This window comes from Halopseudomonas aestusnigri, assembly GCF_002197985.1.
Taxonomy (GTDB): domain Bacteria; phylum Pseudomonadota; class Gammaproteobacteria; order Pseudomonadales; family Pseudomonadaceae; genus Halopseudomonas; species Halopseudomonas aestusnigri.
The window spans coordinates 615840-632938 of record NZ_NBYK01000001.1; the positions used below are offsets into that span (position 1 = coordinate 615840).

The 17099-nt window shown below is 59.7% G+C and carries 19 protein-coding genes; 5 read left to right on the top strand and 14 right to left on the bottom strand.

Translation table 11 applies throughout. From position 1 onward, the window contains the following. Window positions 1-25: 25 nt before the first annotated feature. On the bottom strand, window positions 26-313 hold the full coding sequence (locus B7O88_RS18305; protein ID WP_412779056.1) for a hypothetical protein: 288 nt from the start codon (window positions 311-313) through the stop codon (window positions 26-28). 314 nt (window positions 314-627) lie between these two features. On the opposite strand from B7O88_RS18305, the gene B7O88_RS02995 reads away from it, so the two are divergent. From B7O88_RS02995 to B7O88_RS03015, 5 genes are all read left to right on the top strand, one after another. Next, on the top strand, window positions 628-891 hold the full coding sequence (locus tag B7O88_RS02995) for a hypothetical protein (RefSeq protein ID WP_088273932.1): 264 nt from the start codon (window positions 628-630) through the stop codon (window positions 889-891). A gap of 96 nt (window positions 892-987) precedes the next feature. Further along, window positions 988-1662 carry a DUF5677 domain-containing protein gene (locus tag B7O88_RS03000; RefSeq protein WP_140418553.1) on the top strand — a complete coding sequence of 225 codons (675 nt, stop codon included), beginning with the start codon at window positions 988-990 and terminating at the stop codon, window positions 1660-1662. A gap of 82 nt (window positions 1663-1744) precedes the next feature. After that, on the top strand, window positions 1745-2680 hold the full coding sequence (locus B7O88_RS03005) for a hypothetical protein (RefSeq protein WP_140418554.1): 936 nt from the start codon (window positions 1745-1747) through the stop codon (window positions 2678-2680). Window positions 2681-2782: 102 nt separating this feature from the next. Next, window positions 2783-3058, top strand: a complete 276-nt coding sequence (locus tag B7O88_RS03010) for a hypothetical protein (RefSeq protein ID WP_200818396.1) — start codon at window positions 2783-2785, stop codon at window positions 3056-3058. Window positions 3059-3144: 86 nt separating this feature from the next. Next, entirely contained in the window at window positions 3145-3687 is a 543-nt protein-coding gene (locus B7O88_RS03015; protein ID WP_088273698.1) for a HEPN domain-containing protein, read from the top strand. 142 nt (window positions 3688-3829) lie between these two features. Here the strand turns inward: B7O88_RS03015 and alkB are convergent, their stop codons facing one another. From alkB to arsS, 13 genes are all read right to left on the bottom strand, one after another. Further along, complete coding sequence (gene alkB / locus B7O88_RS03020; RefSeq protein WP_088273699.1) at window positions 3830-4483, bottom strand: DNA oxidative demethylase AlkB; 654 nt, start codon at window positions 4481-4483, stop codon at window positions 3830-3832. Between the two features lie 98 nt (window positions 4484-4581). Beyond that, window positions 4582-4857, bottom strand: coding sequence for a hypothetical protein (locus B7O88_RS03025; RefSeq protein ID WP_088273700.1), 276 nt, complete (start codon window positions 4855-4857; stop codon window positions 4582-4584). Beyond that, window positions 4857-5645 carry an SDR family NAD(P)-dependent oxidoreductase gene (locus B7O88_RS03030; protein WP_088273701.1) on the bottom strand — a complete coding sequence of 263 codons (789 nt, stop codon included), beginning with the start codon at window positions 5643-5645 and terminating at the stop codon, window positions 4857-4859. The genes B7O88_RS03025 and B7O88_RS03030 overlap by 1 nt, the downstream gene beginning before the upstream one ends. A 200-nt stretch (window positions 5646-5845) precedes the next feature. Further along, window positions 5846-6682, bottom strand: coding sequence for a 5'/3'-nucleotidase SurE (gene surE, locus B7O88_RS03035; protein WP_088273702.1), 837 nt, complete (start codon window positions 6680-6682; stop codon window positions 5846-5848). A 73-nt stretch (window positions 6683-6755) separates the two neighbouring features. Continuing rightward, on the bottom strand, window positions 6756-7802 hold the full coding sequence (locus B7O88_RS03040) for a phosphotransferase (RefSeq protein ID WP_088273703.1): 1047 nt from the start codon (window positions 7800-7802) through the stop codon (window positions 6756-6758). A gap of 94 nt (window positions 7803-7896) precedes the next feature. Then, a complete protein-coding gene (locus B7O88_RS03045; protein WP_088273704.1) occupies window positions 7897-8661 on the bottom strand; it encodes an SDR family NAD(P)-dependent oxidoreductase in 765 nt (254 codons plus the stop codon). A 96-nt stretch (window positions 8662-8757) separates the two neighbouring features. Further along, a complete protein-coding gene (locus tag B7O88_RS03050; RefSeq protein ID WP_088273705.1) occupies window positions 8758-9954 on the bottom strand; it encodes an acyl-CoA dehydrogenase family protein in 1197 nt (398 codons plus the stop codon). A gap of 162 nt (window positions 9955-10116) precedes the next feature. Continuing rightward, window positions 10117-10743, bottom strand: a complete 627-nt coding sequence (locus B7O88_RS03055; protein WP_088273706.1) for a TIGR04282 family arsenosugar biosynthesis glycosyltransferase — start codon at window positions 10741-10743, stop codon at window positions 10117-10119. A gap of 171 nt (window positions 10744-10914) precedes the next feature. Then, window positions 10915-11631, bottom strand: coding sequence for a TIGR04283 family arsenosugar biosynthesis glycosyltransferase (locus B7O88_RS03060; RefSeq protein ID WP_088273707.1), 717 nt, complete (start codon window positions 11629-11631; stop codon window positions 10915-10917). Further along, window positions 11595-13736 (bottom strand): FAD-dependent oxidoreductase, encoded by a 2142-nt coding sequence (locus B7O88_RS03065; protein WP_088273708.1) that lies wholly within the window; start codon window positions 13734-13736, stop codon window positions 11595-11597. Before B7O88_RS03065 ends, B7O88_RS03060 begins: the two co-directional genes overlap by 37 nt. Continuing rightward, window positions 13733-14692 (bottom strand): metallophosphoesterase family protein, encoded by a 960-nt coding sequence (locus tag B7O88_RS03070; RefSeq protein ID WP_088273709.1) that lies wholly within the window; start codon window positions 14690-14692, stop codon window positions 13733-13735. The genes B7O88_RS03065 and B7O88_RS03070 overlap by 4 nt, the downstream gene beginning before the upstream one ends. Further along, window positions 14689-16071: an SLC5/6 family protein gene (locus B7O88_RS03075; protein WP_088273710.1), complete on the bottom strand. Its 1383-nt coding sequence runs from the start codon at window positions 16069-16071 to the stop codon at window positions 14689-14691. The genes B7O88_RS03070 and B7O88_RS03075 overlap by 4 nt, the downstream gene beginning before the upstream one ends. 21 nt (window positions 16072-16092) lie before the next feature. Further along, window positions 16093-17061, bottom strand: coding sequence for an arsenosugar biosynthesis radical SAM (seleno)protein ArsS (gene arsS, locus B7O88_RS03080; protein WP_088273711.1), 969 nt, complete (start codon window positions 17059-17061; stop codon window positions 16093-16095). Between the last annotated feature and the right edge of the window lie 38 nt (window positions 17062-17099).

A 17099-nucleotide genomic window follows, 5' to 3' on the forward strand; every position in this document is an offset into this window, starting at 1 on the left:
CGGATTGCCCGGCTAAGCCAAAGGCCTACCCGAGCGGACTTTGCACACCGGCAAAGGCATTACCAAGGACATGGGTATAAATCTGCGTAGTACGCACATCAGCATGCCCCAGCAGCGGCAACCCCGTCGGTATCCGTGCAGGCGGCTTCGCCCGAGTGGCACCGCTATCGCCCACCAGCGCGTTGAACGGCTGATTCTGCGTGACAGCAACCACATGGCGAATGACCGTCAGCCAACCAGAAAGCTCGCTGACCTCCGCGTGCCCTATCTCCAGAGGGTGGCGTTTCCGGTGGTAGCGCAGGAAATAGCGTATCCACTACCAGCATGTCTTCTCGGTGCGAATGCTGTAGTGACTCACCCTGGCGACGTTACGAAACTGTGCCCACAGGCGTGGCTTGGCTTGTATGGCACTCATATCCCATAAATGCTGCATGCTTGTACAGTGTTATTGGCGGCGTAAAATGAAGAAGTCACGATATTACAGATTGTGCGCCGTGGAAGGGATATAAGTATTTGATTTAAATGTGAATAATCTGTTTTGGATAAGTGGGGCGTCGCGTTGTTATGAAGAAGTCATTGATATGCAATGACGAAGCCGTCGGTCTACTCAACTGTTAGGTGTTCGCAGTGAGCAAATTCAAGTTTCAGCCACGATGGAAAGAAGAACTTGTTGTAACAGGTGACGGAGGCCAATTTATCCTTGAGCTTCCAATGGGAATTCTTTCTGCATATTTACCAACTGAGGAAGCTTGGAAATCAAAATCTCCTGATTGGGCGCGTAATCAGTATTCAGATTTGAAGCAAGAACTCGAAGAATGGTGCAGAGAAAATAAAGCGAAATTCTATATCGATGAAACAGCAGGTGTAGGCATTGAGGGAAAATGGTCATAGTCATCACACCTAACAAGTCAATTAACTTCGCGCCTGCGGCGCCGGACGCGCTAACGCGCGCCGGTTATTGAGGCGTTAGGCGCATAGGAGGATTGGGTGCCAAGACTGAAAGAAATCTGTGAAAACCTCAGCACTCATTCGAAGATGCTCGCGCAATCCTCAGAGGATAAATGGTCGGATAGTTCGTCTCCAGTAGATGAACCGGTGCGGAGGATCCTTCTTAGAGGTTCAGAAATCATTCGGGGAGCTATCGATCTCGGCTTGACAGAGAACCCGACAGCATTGGCCATCTTATCTCGGCAATTACTGGAGCTGTTTATCTCGCTCCATTGGGTGATATCGGATCCAGAACGGGCGGAAAGGTACGCGGAGTTTTCTACAAATGAACTCGATAGGCTTGCCCAGATGACCATGAAAGACGGATTGCTCTCCGTCAAGTCAAAAGAAGATGGCACGGATGTCACCAATGATTTCCTATCAACTAGAAGCAAACCGAGAAAAGGGGTTTCGGTTGAGCAGCAAGCCCGTGAGTCTGGAATTTTACATCTGTATAAGATTTTCTACAGGTTTATGTCATTGGAAACGCACGGGAAGTCTGAAACAGTCGTTAATCCAACCGAACGTTCCGAGGTGACACTGGTGCACCTTCAAACGATAGGTGCGATATCACAAGTTTTTGGACATACGGCGATTTTATGGCTTCTTCACCGCCAGAAGATAACCAATGAGAAAATACGCGAACTCCTGGGGCTGAATAATGAGGTCGCCTAACAAGTGTAGGCTGTAGGACAAATTTTCCGCTGCGCTCCAAATTTGCCGCAGCTACAGGCGTTAGGGGCAAAAGACCGAGATTATGAATAGAAAAGATATGGATGCCCTAGAACAGCATCTCAAGCAATGGAAGCAAATATCTGAGCGACTGCAAGGACAGTTAGGGCCAGTTATGGAAGCTCGAAAGGCGATAGAAAAAACTCTGGGCCCAACACTAGAACTTCAAAAAGCTATTAAATCTTCATTAGAGCCCTTTCTAGAACAGCAAATAAAACTGCAGAAAATGTTTGAAGGTATAAATTTACCGAGCTGCCAGCTGCCTGACTTTCGTCCTTATGCAAAGCAAATCGAACAATACCAAAAAACTCTCAGCGGCATTATTAACCCAGCTTTTGAGGAAATACAACGTTCTTTTTTAGAGTTACCCCCGAGAGTTCAAGAAGCTCTGTTGCTGCTTGCACAGCACGGATGGTATTTAGATTTCAATATGCCGCTTCCAAGTTTGTGGGAAATAGAAAAGGCAATATCTAGTGGAGAAATCGATGAGGTAGAAGAAGCTCTGGTAGAGTATTTTGATAGCCAACTAGATGAAATTGAAAAAGCAATTTCTGCTCAATTCCCTCACAGAGCACATATTATTAGCTCTGCAATAAAAGCGCACAGAAGCGCAGAATTTTATTTGTCAATTCCTGTTTTTCTTGCTCAAGCAGACGGGATATGTAAGGAAGTAGTTGGCCAATATCTGTTCATGAAAAAAGATAAAAAGCCTAAAACTGCAATTTATGTTGAGCAAATAGCGGCGGACACATACAAGGCGGCATTATTAAGCCCATTAGCTTCCAGTACTCCAATCGGCTTCTCTGAGCACGAGCGTGAAGAAGATTTCAATCATCTCAATAGACATATGGTATTGCATGGCGAATCATTGGACTATGGAAGTAGAGTGAATGGTTTAAAAGCACTATCTCTTCTGAATTATGTGTCGCAGGCATTGAAAAAAGATGAAGAATACCCCTAACAAGGCCAGTCAAGGCGACGTCTTTTTCGTTACGGCTTCGCCTACACTACAAAGCCGCGCGTGCTGGCGGCGTAAAAAGGCAGCAGATACATGGAGGTTGGCTTGAAAGAGTATTTTGCTGAAATCTTGTACGTGATAGCAATGTCCAAGAAGACTCAGTGGGCAATTATTCTGGGTATCGTATTCTTCATCGGCATTAGCCTTGTCGGTAGTTACCTTGCGAGCAATCTTCAGTTCAGCGGTTCGCTCCGAGGGCTTGAAGACGCAGTGGTAGGCAAACTCCTTAAGCGCTACGATAAAGTGGCTCTACTCGCATTAATTTCATTCTGGGTGCTGGCTTTCAAGTGCTACCGCCGCGATAAAAACCGCTTTTGGTAGCTGTCTAACAATGCGCTCAGATCGCTCGCCTCGTTCACAAGAACCGGCTAAATCTGGCTCGTTAGCTTAATCGTTAGAGATCTTCCATGTCCCGTGCATACCAAAGTTTTGAATATGGAATTAAAGATGCCGAAGAATTGCTCGCGCACTTTGATGCAATCAACGTCAATCCTCCGCCGTCCAACGCTGAGGTCCTGAAGCGAGCCGGTCTGGTAATGGCCTTAACCGCTTGGGAAACTTATGTCGAAGATAGGCTTTTAGAGGAGATGAATAAAAAGCTTGGCGTGGTCGCCGGAAGCTACGTTGGTGATTTTGTCTTAAAGAAATTACACGCCGACCTTAAGCAGTTCCATAACCCAAGTTCGGACAAAACGAAACGTATTTTCCAGGAATACCTTGGCCTTGATGTAACTGAGGGATGGTCTTGGGCAAATTACGATCCTGCAAAGGCGAGAAGCACCTTAAATAGTTGGATAGGTAAGCGCGGAGATGCTGTTCACCGATCAAAGCCTATAAATAACGGAGCTCCAGTAGCGCACCTAATCAAGCGTGATGAGCTGGAAAAAGTCATTCGCTTCATCAAAGAGCTTGTAAGATCTACTGACACGTATGTCGATAATAGTCTCTAACATGGCACTTAACCTCGCCCCTTTCGGTCGCTGGACTCGCCAAAGCTGCGCTTTGGCTCGCTGGTTAGCTCAAGGCTAGCTGTTATCCCACCGCTTAACTCCAATCCACAAACCACTTCGAACGAACCACCCAGCCCGCCTGTCAGCTCACCTTCCTGAACGTCAGGTTATATCGCACCGCGCCAGTGGCGGGGTGGCTGGCCTTTTTGGCCAGCGGTGCGACGCCGTGGAAGTACAGTCGACTGACGCCGCCCCAGACCACCACATCACCGTGCTCGAGCAGCCAGCGGCTGGTCGGGTCGCTGCGGTTGGAGCCGCCAAACAGGAAGGTGATGGGGGCGCCGAGGGAGATGGAGACGATGGGGGCGGTGAAGTCCTGTTCGTCCTTGTCCTGATGCAGGCCCATGCGGGCACCGGTTTCATAGCGGTTGATCAGGCAGGCTTCCGGGGCGAAGTGGGTGAAGCCGGCGTTTTGGGCGGCGCGCTCGGCCAGTTCTGCGAACAATGCGGGCATGGCGGGCCAGGGTTGGCTGGTTTGCGGATCGAGGGCGCTGTAGCGATAGCCGTGGCGATCGGTGACCCAACCATAGGCGCCGCAACTGCTCATGGCGGCGGACATCTGGTAGCCGCCGGGGGTGACCTGATGGCGGAAGGGTGCTTGCGCGGCGATCTGTTCAATGGCGGCCAGCAGGGCGTCGGCGTCATTCAGGGCGAAGCCTTTCAGCAGCCAGGCATCGGGGCCGATCTGCTGTCTCGCCTCGGACTCGGGCGCGGTGAGGTCAAGCAGGCCTTGCATGGTGGCAGTCCGGATTGAATGGTAGGGCTGGGTAAGACGGCATGGGCAGACCGGTAGTTAAGGTGTCCGGCCATGATGCGGGAGCAACGGGTGTTTGCTCAAGCCTGTGACTGAATCAGGGCGCCGTCCCCAAGCAGAAGACTCAGACCGTTCGAGTCAGGGGGAGGGCAGGGGGCTGCGCCATGACGACGTGCAATGGTTTGCAGGCCGGGAGAGAAGTACAGAATCAGTTGGCAGTGCAGGTCGCCTGATTCGAGCTTTTGCATTACCGCTTCGCCGGCAGGCACAGGCGCCAGTTCGGCGCGCAGTGCCTCCAGCAGCGGCTCGGCCAGCGTTGGGTCGCCGACGACCCAGCGCGACCAGCCGGCGCTCATCAGAACTTCATGCCCGGCAGGTTGAGCGAGGCGGTGTTGCCGCCGTCGACGGCCAGTGCCTGGCCGGTAACGAAGCTGGCGTCGTCGCTGGCGAGGAAGGCGATGGCGCCGGCGATCTCTTCCGGGCGGCCGTAGCGGCGCAGCTCGCAGCGGGTACCGAGCTTGTCTTCCTTGTTGTTTTCGCGGGCGTACTTGAACACCGGCGCGGTCATGCCGGTTTCAATCAGGCCGGGGCACACGGCGTTGACGCGAATGTTGAACTGGCCAAGGTCGCAGGCGGCGGTCATGGTGAAGTTGATCACGCCAGCCTTGGACGCGCTGTAGGCGTTGCCACCAGCACCAGAGCGAATGCCTGCCACGGAGGCAGTGTTGACGATGGCGCCGCTGTTCTGCTCGCGCATCTGGCGCGAGGCGTACTTGGTGAACAGCATGACGCCGAACAGGTTGACGTTGATGATCTTCTGCCAGGTTTCCAGGCTCTGATCGGTGGCGATGCTGTAGTCACCACCGGCGATGCCGGCGTTGTTGCACAGCACGTCCAGGCGGCCGTAGTGGGCGATGGTGTCGGCGACGCACTGCTCAACGGCGGCTTCGTCGCTGACATCCAGTGTGCGCTGCAGCACCTCGGTGCCGGCGGGCAGTTCCTTGATGGTCTGCTCCAGACCTTCGGCGTTGCGGTCCACCAGCATCAGGCGCGCGCCTTCGCTGGCCAGACGTTTGGCGGTGGCACGGCCGATGCCGCTGCCGGCACCGGTGATCAGGGCGATTCTGTTCTCGAAGCGTTGCATTTCAAACTCCTTTGGGGCGAAAGCGGCAAGCCACAAGCGGCAAGCTGCAAGCAAAGCTGGCGCGGTGTTGACCTGCGCGGGTTGTCTCAAAGTCCAGCAGGGGCGTTACAGGCGGTGAAAACAATTGACTGGCCTGTCGCACAGCGCACCCTGTTGCAGCTTGCAGGGGGCGGCCATCCGCCTTGCAGCTTGCAGCTGCGTTAATGACTAATACTCGGATCATCCGCCGCAGTATTGTTGGCGCCGTTCTGATCGATACCCAGCTGGTCGGCCATGTCGCTGGTGTCGACTTGCCAGCTGCTGGCGATGTCGCGTTCAAAGCGTACCGGGGACAGGGCGATCAGGCCGTCGCGCAGGGCGCCGACGTCGGTCTGGCGGCCGGTGATGCGGTCGGTCTGGCGCTGGAAACCGAGCCAGTAGTAGGGCACGCCGCGGGTGTCTTCCCGGCGTTCGATGTTCACGCCGCCGATGCTGCCGCGTTGCGGGCGGCAGATGGCGACGCCACGGACGTCTTCTGGTGCACGTGCCGGGAAGTTGATGTTCATGGCGCAGTCTTCCGGCCAGCCGGCGTCCAGCAGTTGGCGCACCAGGTTGGCCCCGTACTGGCGGGAGGTTTCCCAATATACGTCGTTGCCGGGGATATAGGCCTGGCTGAGGGCGATGGACGGGATGCCCAGCAGGGTGCCGGTCAGTGCGCCGCCGATGGTACCGGAGTAGGCGACCGAGTCGCTGATGTTGGCGCCGTTGTTGACGCCGGACAGCACCAGATCGGGTTTGACCGGCAGCAGTTCGGCCACGCCGAGCAGGACGCAGTCACTGGGAGTGCCACTGACGCTGAACCGGCGTTCTTCAAACTGGTGAACGCGCAGCGGGTGGTGGACGGAGATGGACATGGACACGCCGCTCTGGTCCAGATCGGGCGAGACGATCCACACTTCTTCGGCGATCTCGTTGGCAATTTCTTCGAGCACTTGCAGGCCCGGGCCGCGCCAGCCATCGTCGTTGGTCAGCAGTACGCGTTTGACGGGTTTGCTCATTGGCAATCCTCATTGTTCGAAACGGGTGGGGCTTGAATGTGCAACGGGGCAGCTTGAGCTGCCCCGTTTGGTCTTACTTCTGGGCGATTTCCCAGCCACGCTCAGCCAGCAGGCTGGCGCGTTTGCCGACTTCCAGGGCGTCGGCGTTGCTGGCGTTGCCTTGCAGTGCGCGGTGGTAAACACCCTGCACAATGGCGGCCAGACGGAACAGCGAGAAGGCGATGTAGTAGTTCCAGTTCGGCACACCGCTGCGGCCGGTGTATTCGCAGTACCAGTCCAGCAGTTGCTGCTCTTCCGGCAGACCGAGGGATTTCAGGTCGGCGCCGACCATGCCCTTGGCGCCGTCGACGTTGACCGGCATGTGGTACGGCAGACAGCAGTAGGCCAGATCCGACAGCGGGTGGCCGAGGGTTGCCAGCTCCCAGTCGAGGATCGACACGACCTTGGATTCGGTCGGATGCAGCATCAGGTTGCCGATGCGGAAGTCGCCGTGGGCGATGGTAGTGCTTTCGTCGGCCGGGATGTTCTCCGGCAGCCACTTCATCAGGGCGTCCATGGCGGGCATGTCGTGGGTGCGGCTGGCTTCGAACTGGCCACCCCAGCGTTTGACCTGACGGGCGATGTAGTTGTCGGGCTTGCCGTAGCCTTCCAGACCGATGGCCTTCCAGTCGGCGTTGTGCATCTTGGCCATGGTTTCGATCATCGACTGGTAGATCGGCATGCGCTCTTCCTGCGCAACCTCGCTCAGCAGCGGCTGGGAGTAGACGCGGCCTTCGACGTAATCCATGACGTAGAACGCGGTGCCGATGATCTCGGGGTCTTCACACAGCAGGCGTGCGGTCGGTACCGGTACGTCGGTCTTGCCCAGGGCGTTGATGACCTGGAACTCGCGCTCGACCATGTGGGCCGAGGGCAGCAGTTTTCCCGGCGGCTTCTTGCGCAGTACGTAGCGCTTGCCGGCGATTTCCAGCAGGAATGTCGGGTTGGACTGGCCACCCTGGAACTGCTGAACCTTGATGCCCTGGTTGGCTCCCGGAAGGTAGTCCTGCAGGTAGTTGGCGAGTTTTGCCTCGTCGAACTTGTGGGCAGGCAATACGTCAATCAGGGTCGCTCCGCTCATCTTTGAAGATCCTGTTGTTGATGGGTCAAGTCGGCAAAAGTAACACGCCAAGGCGAGCCCTGGCGCGTTGAACAGCGAGGTGAATCAGACGTTATCAGGCAATGGTATCGCCGCCATCGGCGACGATGGTCTGCCCGGTAACATACGCCGAGGCGCTGGAGGCCAGAAACAGCGCCACCCCGGCGATATCCACCGGCTCGCCTACGCGGCGCAGCGGCAGCTTCTCTTCCACCTTGCGCAGGCGGTCCGGATCTTCCAGCAGGGCCTGGGCAAAATCGGTACGGATCAGGCCGGGGGCGATGCTGTTGACGCGGATACCCTGCGGGCCCCACTCCAGCGACAGGTTGCGGGCCAGACCGGCTTCCGCCGCCTTGGACATGCCGTAGACGCCGATATTGGCGCTGGCACGCAGCCCCGCAATGCTCGACAGCAGGACGATGGAACCGCCGCCTTGCTCGACCATGTGCGGGATGACCATGTTGCACAGCCAGAAGGTGCCCTTGACGTTGGTGCCCATGATCTTGTCGAAGGCCTCGTCGCTGACTTTGTGGGTCGGGCCGTAGACCGGATTGGTCGCGGCGTTGCAGACCAGTACGTCGATGCGGCCAAAGGCCTCCAGCGTGCGATCAACCAGATTCTGCAACTGGGCCTTGTCGCCCACATGACAGGCAACCGGCAGAGCGTCGAAGCCCTGACTGCGCAGCTCGTCTGCCACCTGCTGACAGGCGTCAGCCTTGCGGCTGGAAATCACCACCTTGGCCCCAGCCTTGGCGTATTCCTCGGCAATCGACTTGCCGATGCCCTTGGTCGAACCGGTGATGATGGCGACCTTGCCGGTTAGGTCGAACAATGTGCTCATAGAACCTCGCTTCGCTCGAGCCACAAGCTTCAAGCCTCAAGATAAAACCAGTGCACGGTCAGCTTGAGGCTTGCAGCTTGCGGCTTGACGCTGCCCTTACAGATATTGGCTCATTTCCATCTTGGCGATGGCATTCAGGTGCACCTCGTCCGGGCCGTCGGCCAGGCGCAGGGTGCGGGCTTTGGCGTAGGCGGAGGCGAGGAAGGTGTCCTGGCACACGCCCTTGGCGCCGAAGATCTGAATCGCGCGGTCGATCACGTTGCAGGCCATGGTCGGGGCAACGGCCTTGATCATGGCGATCTGCTGACGGGCAACCTTGTTGCCGAACTTGTCCATGCTGCGCGCGGCGTGCAGGGTCAGCAGGCGCGCCTGGTCGATCTCGCAACGGGAGCAGGCGATCATTTCCGGCACGCTGCCCAGCTTGTACATCGGCTTGCCGAAGGCAACGCGCTCGCCAGCGCGGCGGCACATGGCTTCCAGTGCGCGCTCGGCGATACCGATGCTGCGCATGCAGTGGTGAATGCGGCCCGGGCCAAGGCGACCTTGAGCGATCTCGAAGCCACGGCCTTCACCCAGCAGGATGTTGGAAACCGGGACGCGAACGTTGTTGTATTCGATCTCGGCGTGACCGTGCGGGGCGTGGTCGTAACCGAACACATGCAGGTCGCGAACGATCTTCACGCCGGGGGTGTTCAGCGGTACCAGAATCATGCTCTGTTGCAGGTGCTTAGGCGCGTTGGCGTCGGTCTTGCCCATGACGATGGCGATCTTGCAGTGTTCGTTCATGGCTCCGGAGGACCACCACTTGGTGCCGTTGATGACGTACTCGTCACCTTCGCGGCGGATCTCGCACTGAATGTTGGTGGCATCGGAGGAGGCGACATCCGGCTCGGTCATGGAGAAGCAGGAGCGGATTTCACCGGCCAGCAGCGGCTTGAGCCATTGCTCTTTCTGCTCGTCGTTGCCGTAGCGTTCGATGGTTTCCATGTTGCCGGTGTCCGGCGCGTTGCAGTTGAAGACTTCGCCGGCGAAGGAGACGCGGCCCATGATTTCACACAGGTGGGCGTACTCTTCGTTGGTCAGGCCGGCGCCACGCTCGGATTCGGGCAGGAACAGGTTCCACAGACCCTGCGCACGGGCCTTTTCCTTGAGTTCTTCCAGGATCGCCGGGTGGCCCCACTTGTTCTGTTTTACCTGCTCGTAGAACACGGCTTCGTTGGGGTAAATGTGCTCATCCATGAAGCCCTGGAGCTTGGCTTTCAGATCTTGTACGCGGGGGCTGAGGTCAAACATGTTGAATCCTTTGGCGGTGGTTCGTGGGTATGTGCTGTGATGCTGCTGACCATATAGTCACAGCTGCCAAAGGAGAACGATGTAGTGTCGGTGGCAATAGGTATGCATAACTTACCCTGATAACTCAGGGTGGGCATTATTAGTGCGGGCGAGACAAAATCGTCACGCACATGGGCGCGTTATATCCTGCAGTTCGCTGGGCAGGCGGCCAAGGTCCTCGGGTGTGTCCAGATCCCAGAGTGCCGGGCCTTCCCACAGCGTCAGGCCGGCAGCTTCAAGGCGTTTGCGGGTATCGTTCAGTACCTGCTCGTGACTCCAGTGCATGTTCTGAAAGGGGGCTGGATTGGCTTCACGCTGGCCTATCAGCACATAACCGCCGTCTTCACTGGGAATAATCGCGGTGTCGTGCCGATTTAGTGCACGGCAGGCGGCAAGCACGTGCGTGCTGTCCATGTCGGGGCAGTCGCTGCCAATCAGCAGGGCGCCATCGGGATGCTCGGCAATGGCATTGGCCATGCGTTCGCCGAGGTCTTCGCCGCACTGCTGCCGCAGCTTAAGGCCGTGTTCGCTGGCCAGTGCGCGCAGCACCGGGTGTTCGGGATTGGTGGCGTAGAGAAAGCGCGGCCCCGGCCAGTCGAAGGTCTGGGTCAGGGTGCGTTGCAGGAGTCTGAGGTAGAGATCACGGGCGCCGGTGGCGCCGAGAGCGGGGATCAGTCGGGTTTTCACCTGGCCGGGTTCGGGCGCCTTGGCGAAGATCAGCAGTGGCAGAAAGGCGGATTCAAATTGCATGGCTGTTTCTCGCTTGCAGGACACGTGGTGGCTGTGACCTGGACTCCTGCAAAATGTTCGCCAGTACGGTCATTGTTATCTGGCAACGGTGCCTTTTTGTGATGCAGGTCGGCGTTCTGTTTTTCAGCATAGATTCTTGTGCGGGGTGCTGTGGTGCCTGCCGACAACTGGTCACAGTTGACGACGGGGAGCGCTGTAGCGCCGGGCCAGATCACGCGGATCTGCCCCCAGCCAGTAACGCAGCCGCAGCTGCCACATCAGCGCGATGGTGCGCAGGGTGCCGTTCTGCTGCCAGCGTCGGCTCGAGGTGGTGAGGCGCTCGGACAGGCACAGCGGCCTGCCGTGGCGGCGCAGCCGTTTGCTCAGTTCGATGTCTTCCATCAGCGCGATGGGCGCGTAGCCGCCCAGTTGCTCGAACAGGGCGCGCTCGACAAAGATGGCCTGGTCGCCGGTGCACACGGCAGTCAGCCGCGAGCGCCGGTTCATCATCCACGCGACCACCGCCAGCAGGGGCGAGGAGGGGCTGAGCCGGACGTCAAAACGGCCCCAGCGATGCGGGCTGCCTGGTTTTGGCAGCAGATCGATAAAGCCGTCGGGCAGGCGGGTGTCGGCGTGCAGAAACAGCAGCCAATCGCCTTTTGCCGGCGCCGCTCCAGCGTTCATCTGGGTTGCCCGGCCTGGAGCAGACTGGATCAGTTGATCGACCAGCGGCGCCGCGAGGTTGACGGTATCGTCGCTGCTGCCGCCGTCGACCAGAATGAGTTCCAGCTCGCTGCGCAGCGGCTGCAATGGCGTGAGGGCGGCGAGGATCCCGGCCGCCTCGTTGCGCACCGGCATGATGATGGACAGCCTCAACCGCGCCTCCAGGCGTGAAAGCGGGCGACCCATTGCAGCAGGCGTTCCGGCTGATGGGCACGTTTCCATTGGCCGGCGGCGTACTTGTTGGCTTCGCTCAGGGTCGGGTAGCTGTGCACGGTGCCGAGGATCTTGTTCAGGCCGAGGTTGTGCTTCATCGCCAGCACGTATTCGGCGATCAGCTCACCGGCGTGGGCGCCGACGATGGTGGCGCCGAGAATGCGGTCGCGGCCGGGCTCGGTCAACACTTTGACGAAGCCTTCTGCGGCCTCGTCGGCAATAGCACGGTCCAGGTCGTCGATACCGTAGCGGGTTACCTCATATTCCACCCCTTGCTCCTGCGCTTCGGTTTCCGACAGCCCGACGCGGGCGACCTCCGGGTCGGTAAAGGTGCAGTGCGGGAGCACCCGGTAATCCACTTTGAAGCGGCGGAAGCTGCCGAACAGCGCGTTGACGGCCGCATACCAGGCCTGATGCGATGCTGCGTGGGTAAACTGGTACGGGCCGGTTACATCCCCCACGGCAAAAACGTTGGGGAAGCGGGTGGCGAGATACTCGTTGGTATCCAGCGTGCCGTTGTCGCGCACCGCGAGGTTCAGCGTTTCGATGCCGTAGCCGCTGGTGTTGGCTACCCGGCCGAGGGCGACCAGCACGCAGTCAAACTCGATTTCTACTGACTGGTCACTGTCCTGCGAGCGGCAAATAACGGTCGGTGTGCCATTGCGCAGTTCAAAGCGCTCGGCCTGGTGGTTGAGGCGCAGATCGACCCCTGCGCTGCCCAGACTGACCGTCACCAGTTCGCTGGCGTCGGCGTCTTCACGGGGCAGCAGGCGCGCGCCGCGCTCAATCTGGATGACTTGTGAACCGAGCTGCTGGAAGGCCAGTGCCAGCTCGCAGCCGATCGGGCCGCCGCCGAGTACCAGCAGTCGGCGCGGTTGCTCGCGCAGGTTCCAGACGGTATCCGAGGTGACCATCGGCACGCTGTCGAGCCCCGGCAAGTCCGGTACGAGGGGGCTCGCACCGGCAGCGATGATGATATTGCGCGTGCTGATGCTGCGCCCGTTTACCTCGACGTGCCAGGGTGAGGTGATGCGCGCCTCACCGGTGATCACGTCGACGCCGAGGTCGGTGTAGCGCTCGACCGAATCATGTGGCTCGATCTGCTTGATTACCCGCTGGACGCGTTCCATTACCGCGGCAAAGTCGACGGTTGCTTCGGCGTGGCTGTAGCCCAACGCGGGCGCCTTGCGGACCTCGGCGGCCAGTTTTGCCGAGCGGATCAACGCCTTTGAGGGCACGCAGCCGGTGTTGAGGCAATCGCCGCCCATGGCGTGTTTCTCGATCAGGCTGACGTCGGCCTTGACCGCTGCGGCAATATACGCGCTGACCAGTCCGCCGCTGCCAGCACCAATTACCACCAGATTGCGGTCGAACTGTTTGGGCTTCTGCCAGCCTTTGTAGACGCGACGGGCCTTGATCACGTCCAGCAGGCGCCGGGCAATCAGTGGGAACAGTCCCAGCAGCACGAAGGCGCCGAGCAGGCCCGGCGAGAGGATGCCGGCCAGTGAGTCCAGCTGCCCGAGTTCGCGGCCGGCGTTTACGTAAACCAGGGTGCCGGGCAACATGCCGAGCTGGCTGACCCACCAGAAGGTACGGGCGGGCAGGCGGGTGAGGCCCATTGCCAGGTTGATCAGAAAGAACGGAAACGCCGGCACCAGCCGCAGTGCAAACAGGTAGAACGCGCCTTCGCGGTCGATGCCCTGGTTGATGCGCTCCAGTCGTGGACCAAAGCGCTGCTGAACCCAATCCTGCAGCAGAAAGCGGCTGATCAGCATCGCCAGTGTGGCGCCGGCGGTGGAAGCAAAGGACACCAGCAGCAGACCCCAGCCTAGGCCAAACAGGGCGCCGCCGATCAGGGTCAGCAGCGCGGCGCCGGGCAGCGACAGCGCCGTCACCAGCACATATAGCCCCACATACAGGGCGCTGGCGAGTATTGGCTGGCTGGTTACCTGCTGGTCAAGGACCTGCTGCTGGGCTTTCAGCGCGTCCAGACTCAGGTGCTGCTGCAGACCCGAGGCAAAGAAGCCTGCGACCAGCGCCACGACCACGGCGAGCAGCAATAGACGACGCAGGTTCATGACAGCATCTCCAGCGCACATAGCGTGTTGGCGAGGGTAAAGCCCTTGATGCAGGCCTGTTCGGGCGTCATGTCGGTTCCTTGGTTGATGCGCTGCCAATACGACAGCGCAGCGGATGAGTTGTCAGGCCACTGGCGTTTGAACTCAGCGGCAAAGGCGCGCTGATCGTAAGTGACGGGCAGTGCTTCGACCACCAACGGGCCGACTTGCGCGCGGTAGAGCGCGGCGGCGGAAGCAGTGCGCGCGATGCGCGTGATCAGGCCATAGCGGCCATTGTTGAAGTTGGGCATGCCGGCGGCACCGTTGTTGATCACTGCCCACTCGCCGTTGCTCAGGGCGGCCGGGCTGCAGGTGTGGCTGCAGGTCAGCACACGGATGCGGCGTTCCGTGAACCAGTGGTCCAGTTGCTGCTGGCGTTCGGCGCTTTGCAGTCGGGCATGATCGCACTGCCAGCCGGCCAGTGACTGCTCATCGCCGTGGGTGATGGCGATGCGCTCGCCGGCGACGTTGGCTATCAGGGTGGTGGGGCGGTTGCCGAGCTGTTCAGCCATGCCGGGCAGGCCGTCGACGGCCTGTTGCAGCTGCTGGTGAATGCGGTTGGAGCGCTCGACGGTGGCGGCGTCGGTCTGCTCCGGGTAGGCGCAGCCGCAACCAAAGTCGTCGCCCGCGCGGGCCAGTTCGGTTTCTACATTGCCGCGCAGCGGGTAGTGGCGTTGCAGGCGTTGCTCTATGTCGCTGAACACCGCCGGGTCGCGGTCGAACCAGTGGGCGTCACCATTGAATACGGCTGTGGCGCCGGGTTCGCCAGCGACGCGCCGCTCGATGGCGTCCAGCGCCTGACGGTTGCCATAAAGCCCGCCGATCACGTACAGCACCTCGCTCGCAAGGCTTGCGGGGGCGCTGAAGATCTCGGCGGGCAGGCGATAGTCTGTCGGGCAACTGCGGCCCTTGCTCATGCGGCTCTCCGGGTCATCATGCCGGGCAACAGGTAGCCGGCGGTACAGAGGATCAGTCCGTACAGGTTGGTGCCCAGCAGCAGCGCGTAGCGACCGTCACCAATGGCCCAGCTCTGCGGAATCCAGCCAAGGGTGAGGGCAACGCCCAGCCCGATACCGGTCCAGAAGCTCAGATGAAAACCGAGCCGGGTGGGCCGCACGAAACCGTGCAACAGGAATACCGGGGCCAACCCGATGACCATGGTGCCGCTGATGGTGGTGGCCTTGAGAATGTCGGTGCCGGCCAGCATCGGCAGGTTGCCGAGCAGGGCGAACACCAGCATGGTCGCCATGCCGACGCCGATGGCTTTCTGGCCCAGATCACGCTGCAGCAGGGCGGGCAGCTCGCGGCCGCTGAGGCGGGCGAGGCTGGAGAAGGTCGAGTCAAGGGTGGAGCCGGCGGCGGAAATCATTACCAGCGTCATCACGATCAGCGCGCCAACACCAAGACTTTTCGCCAGCGCCGCTGGTATGTTGCCGCCGGCCTCGATGCCGCCGAGGGTGGCATGCACGCCGATCAGGCTGAAGGCCAGAATGGCAACGAAGCCCAGCACACCAGCCAGGGTGAAGGCGCGCAGCATGGATTTCTCTTCGCTGATAAAGCCTCGGTCGGTCAGTACCGGGTCGTGAAAGGGGTAGCTCAGCAGCTGCAGGCAGGCGACCAGAAACAGATCCACACCGGCGTTAAGCGCCCAGTGGCTGGTGCTGGTCAGCTCGGCGGTGCTGTGATTGGGCAATACCAGTCCCAGCACCCAGACCAGTGCGATGACGAAGATCGCGGCCTGCGCCGCGTCGGTCAGGATCGAGCTGCGCAGCCCGCCACGCAGGCTGTAGGCCAGTGTCACGGCGGTAAACAGCAGGGCTGCGCCGATAAACGCCGGGCTGCCGCTGTCACCGTAGTAGCCGCCGACCACGGCGGTGTTGCTCCAGACCTCGTTGAACAGGCGAATCAGAATGGCCGCCGAGAACGCCAGCGCAGCGCCGCGACCGTAGTTGCTGGTCAGAAAACTGACCAGGCTGGTTGCCTGAAAACGTCGGCGCAGGCGGTAGATCACCAGCCCGCAGAGCGGGATGGACAGCCAGTAGGTGGCGTAGGCCAGGCCACCGACCAGGCCGAACTCGGCGCCGAGGTTGGCGGCATTGGTGACTGACTTGGCGAAGATCCAGCTGATAAAGATGCTGGTGGTCAGCAGCAGTGGCGAGGCCTGGCGACCCTGGCTGTCTTCACCATTGAAGAAGCCGCCAATGGTCACAGTGCGCGGCGAGAGCCAGTACATCAGACCGCCGTAGGCGATCAGAAATCCCCAGAAAAACAGGCCGGTAAGGCTGGTAGCGGTCATGTGGTGCAATCCTGTCCCTGATCAGTTTGTATTGAGAACGCCGCCGCAGCTGGAGCCCTGTCCGGCGGTGCAGGCGAAGCAGTGGTCGCGGGTGGCGATGGGGTGGTCGGGCAGATCGGCGTTGAGCAGATCACGCAGGTGCGGACGGTCCGACGCCAGTACCGGCATGGGCAGCTCCAGCATCTGGTTGAAATCGCAGTCGTATAAATAGCCGCGCCAGTCGACACTGACGGTACTGCGACACATCAGACCGGGCAGGTTGCCTGGGCTGAAGTTGTCGCGTAGCAGCTGCATGTACTGGTTGAACTGACCGCGGCTGACCAGCGTGCTGCCGAAGCGGGCAATCGGCTGGTTGGTGATGGTGTGCAGGTGGTTGAACTGGATGCCGAAGTCTTCCTGCAGGTGCTGTTTATAGTCCGCTTCCAGCGCTTGTTGCGGCGGCGGCAGGCTGGGGCCTTGCGGGTTGTAGACCAGATTCAGCTCCAAATCGCTGCCTGGCTGGCCGTAGCCCAGCGCGTTCAGCTGCCTGAGCCCGACGATGCTGCGCTCGAATACGCCGTCGCCGCGCTGGCTGTCGACGTTGTCGCGCGAATAGCAGGGCAGGGAGGCGGAGATCGCGACGCCCGAATCGGCAAGGAATTGCGCCAGATCCTCATGGCCGGGTTCGGACAGGATGGTCAGATTGCAGCGGTCGATCACCTTAAGCCCTGCGGCGCGGGCGCGGGCGACCAAGGTGCGAAACTGCGGATGCATCTCCGGCGCGCCGCCGGTCAGATCCAGCGTGCTGACCGGATGAGCGTCAATGACGTCACAGAGCAGCTCGATCAGCTCGTCCGACAAGGCCTCGGTGCGGGCTGGTCCGGCGTTGACATGGCAGTGCAGGCAACGCTGGTTGCAGCGGTAGGTGAGATTTACCTGTAGCGTTTCGAGTGCACTGCGCCGAAGCGATGGAAAGTCCAGCTGATTGAGTAAGGGCAGGGTGTCGCGCACGGCATCTCCTCGTTGGTTACATATTAGATGCAGTTAAT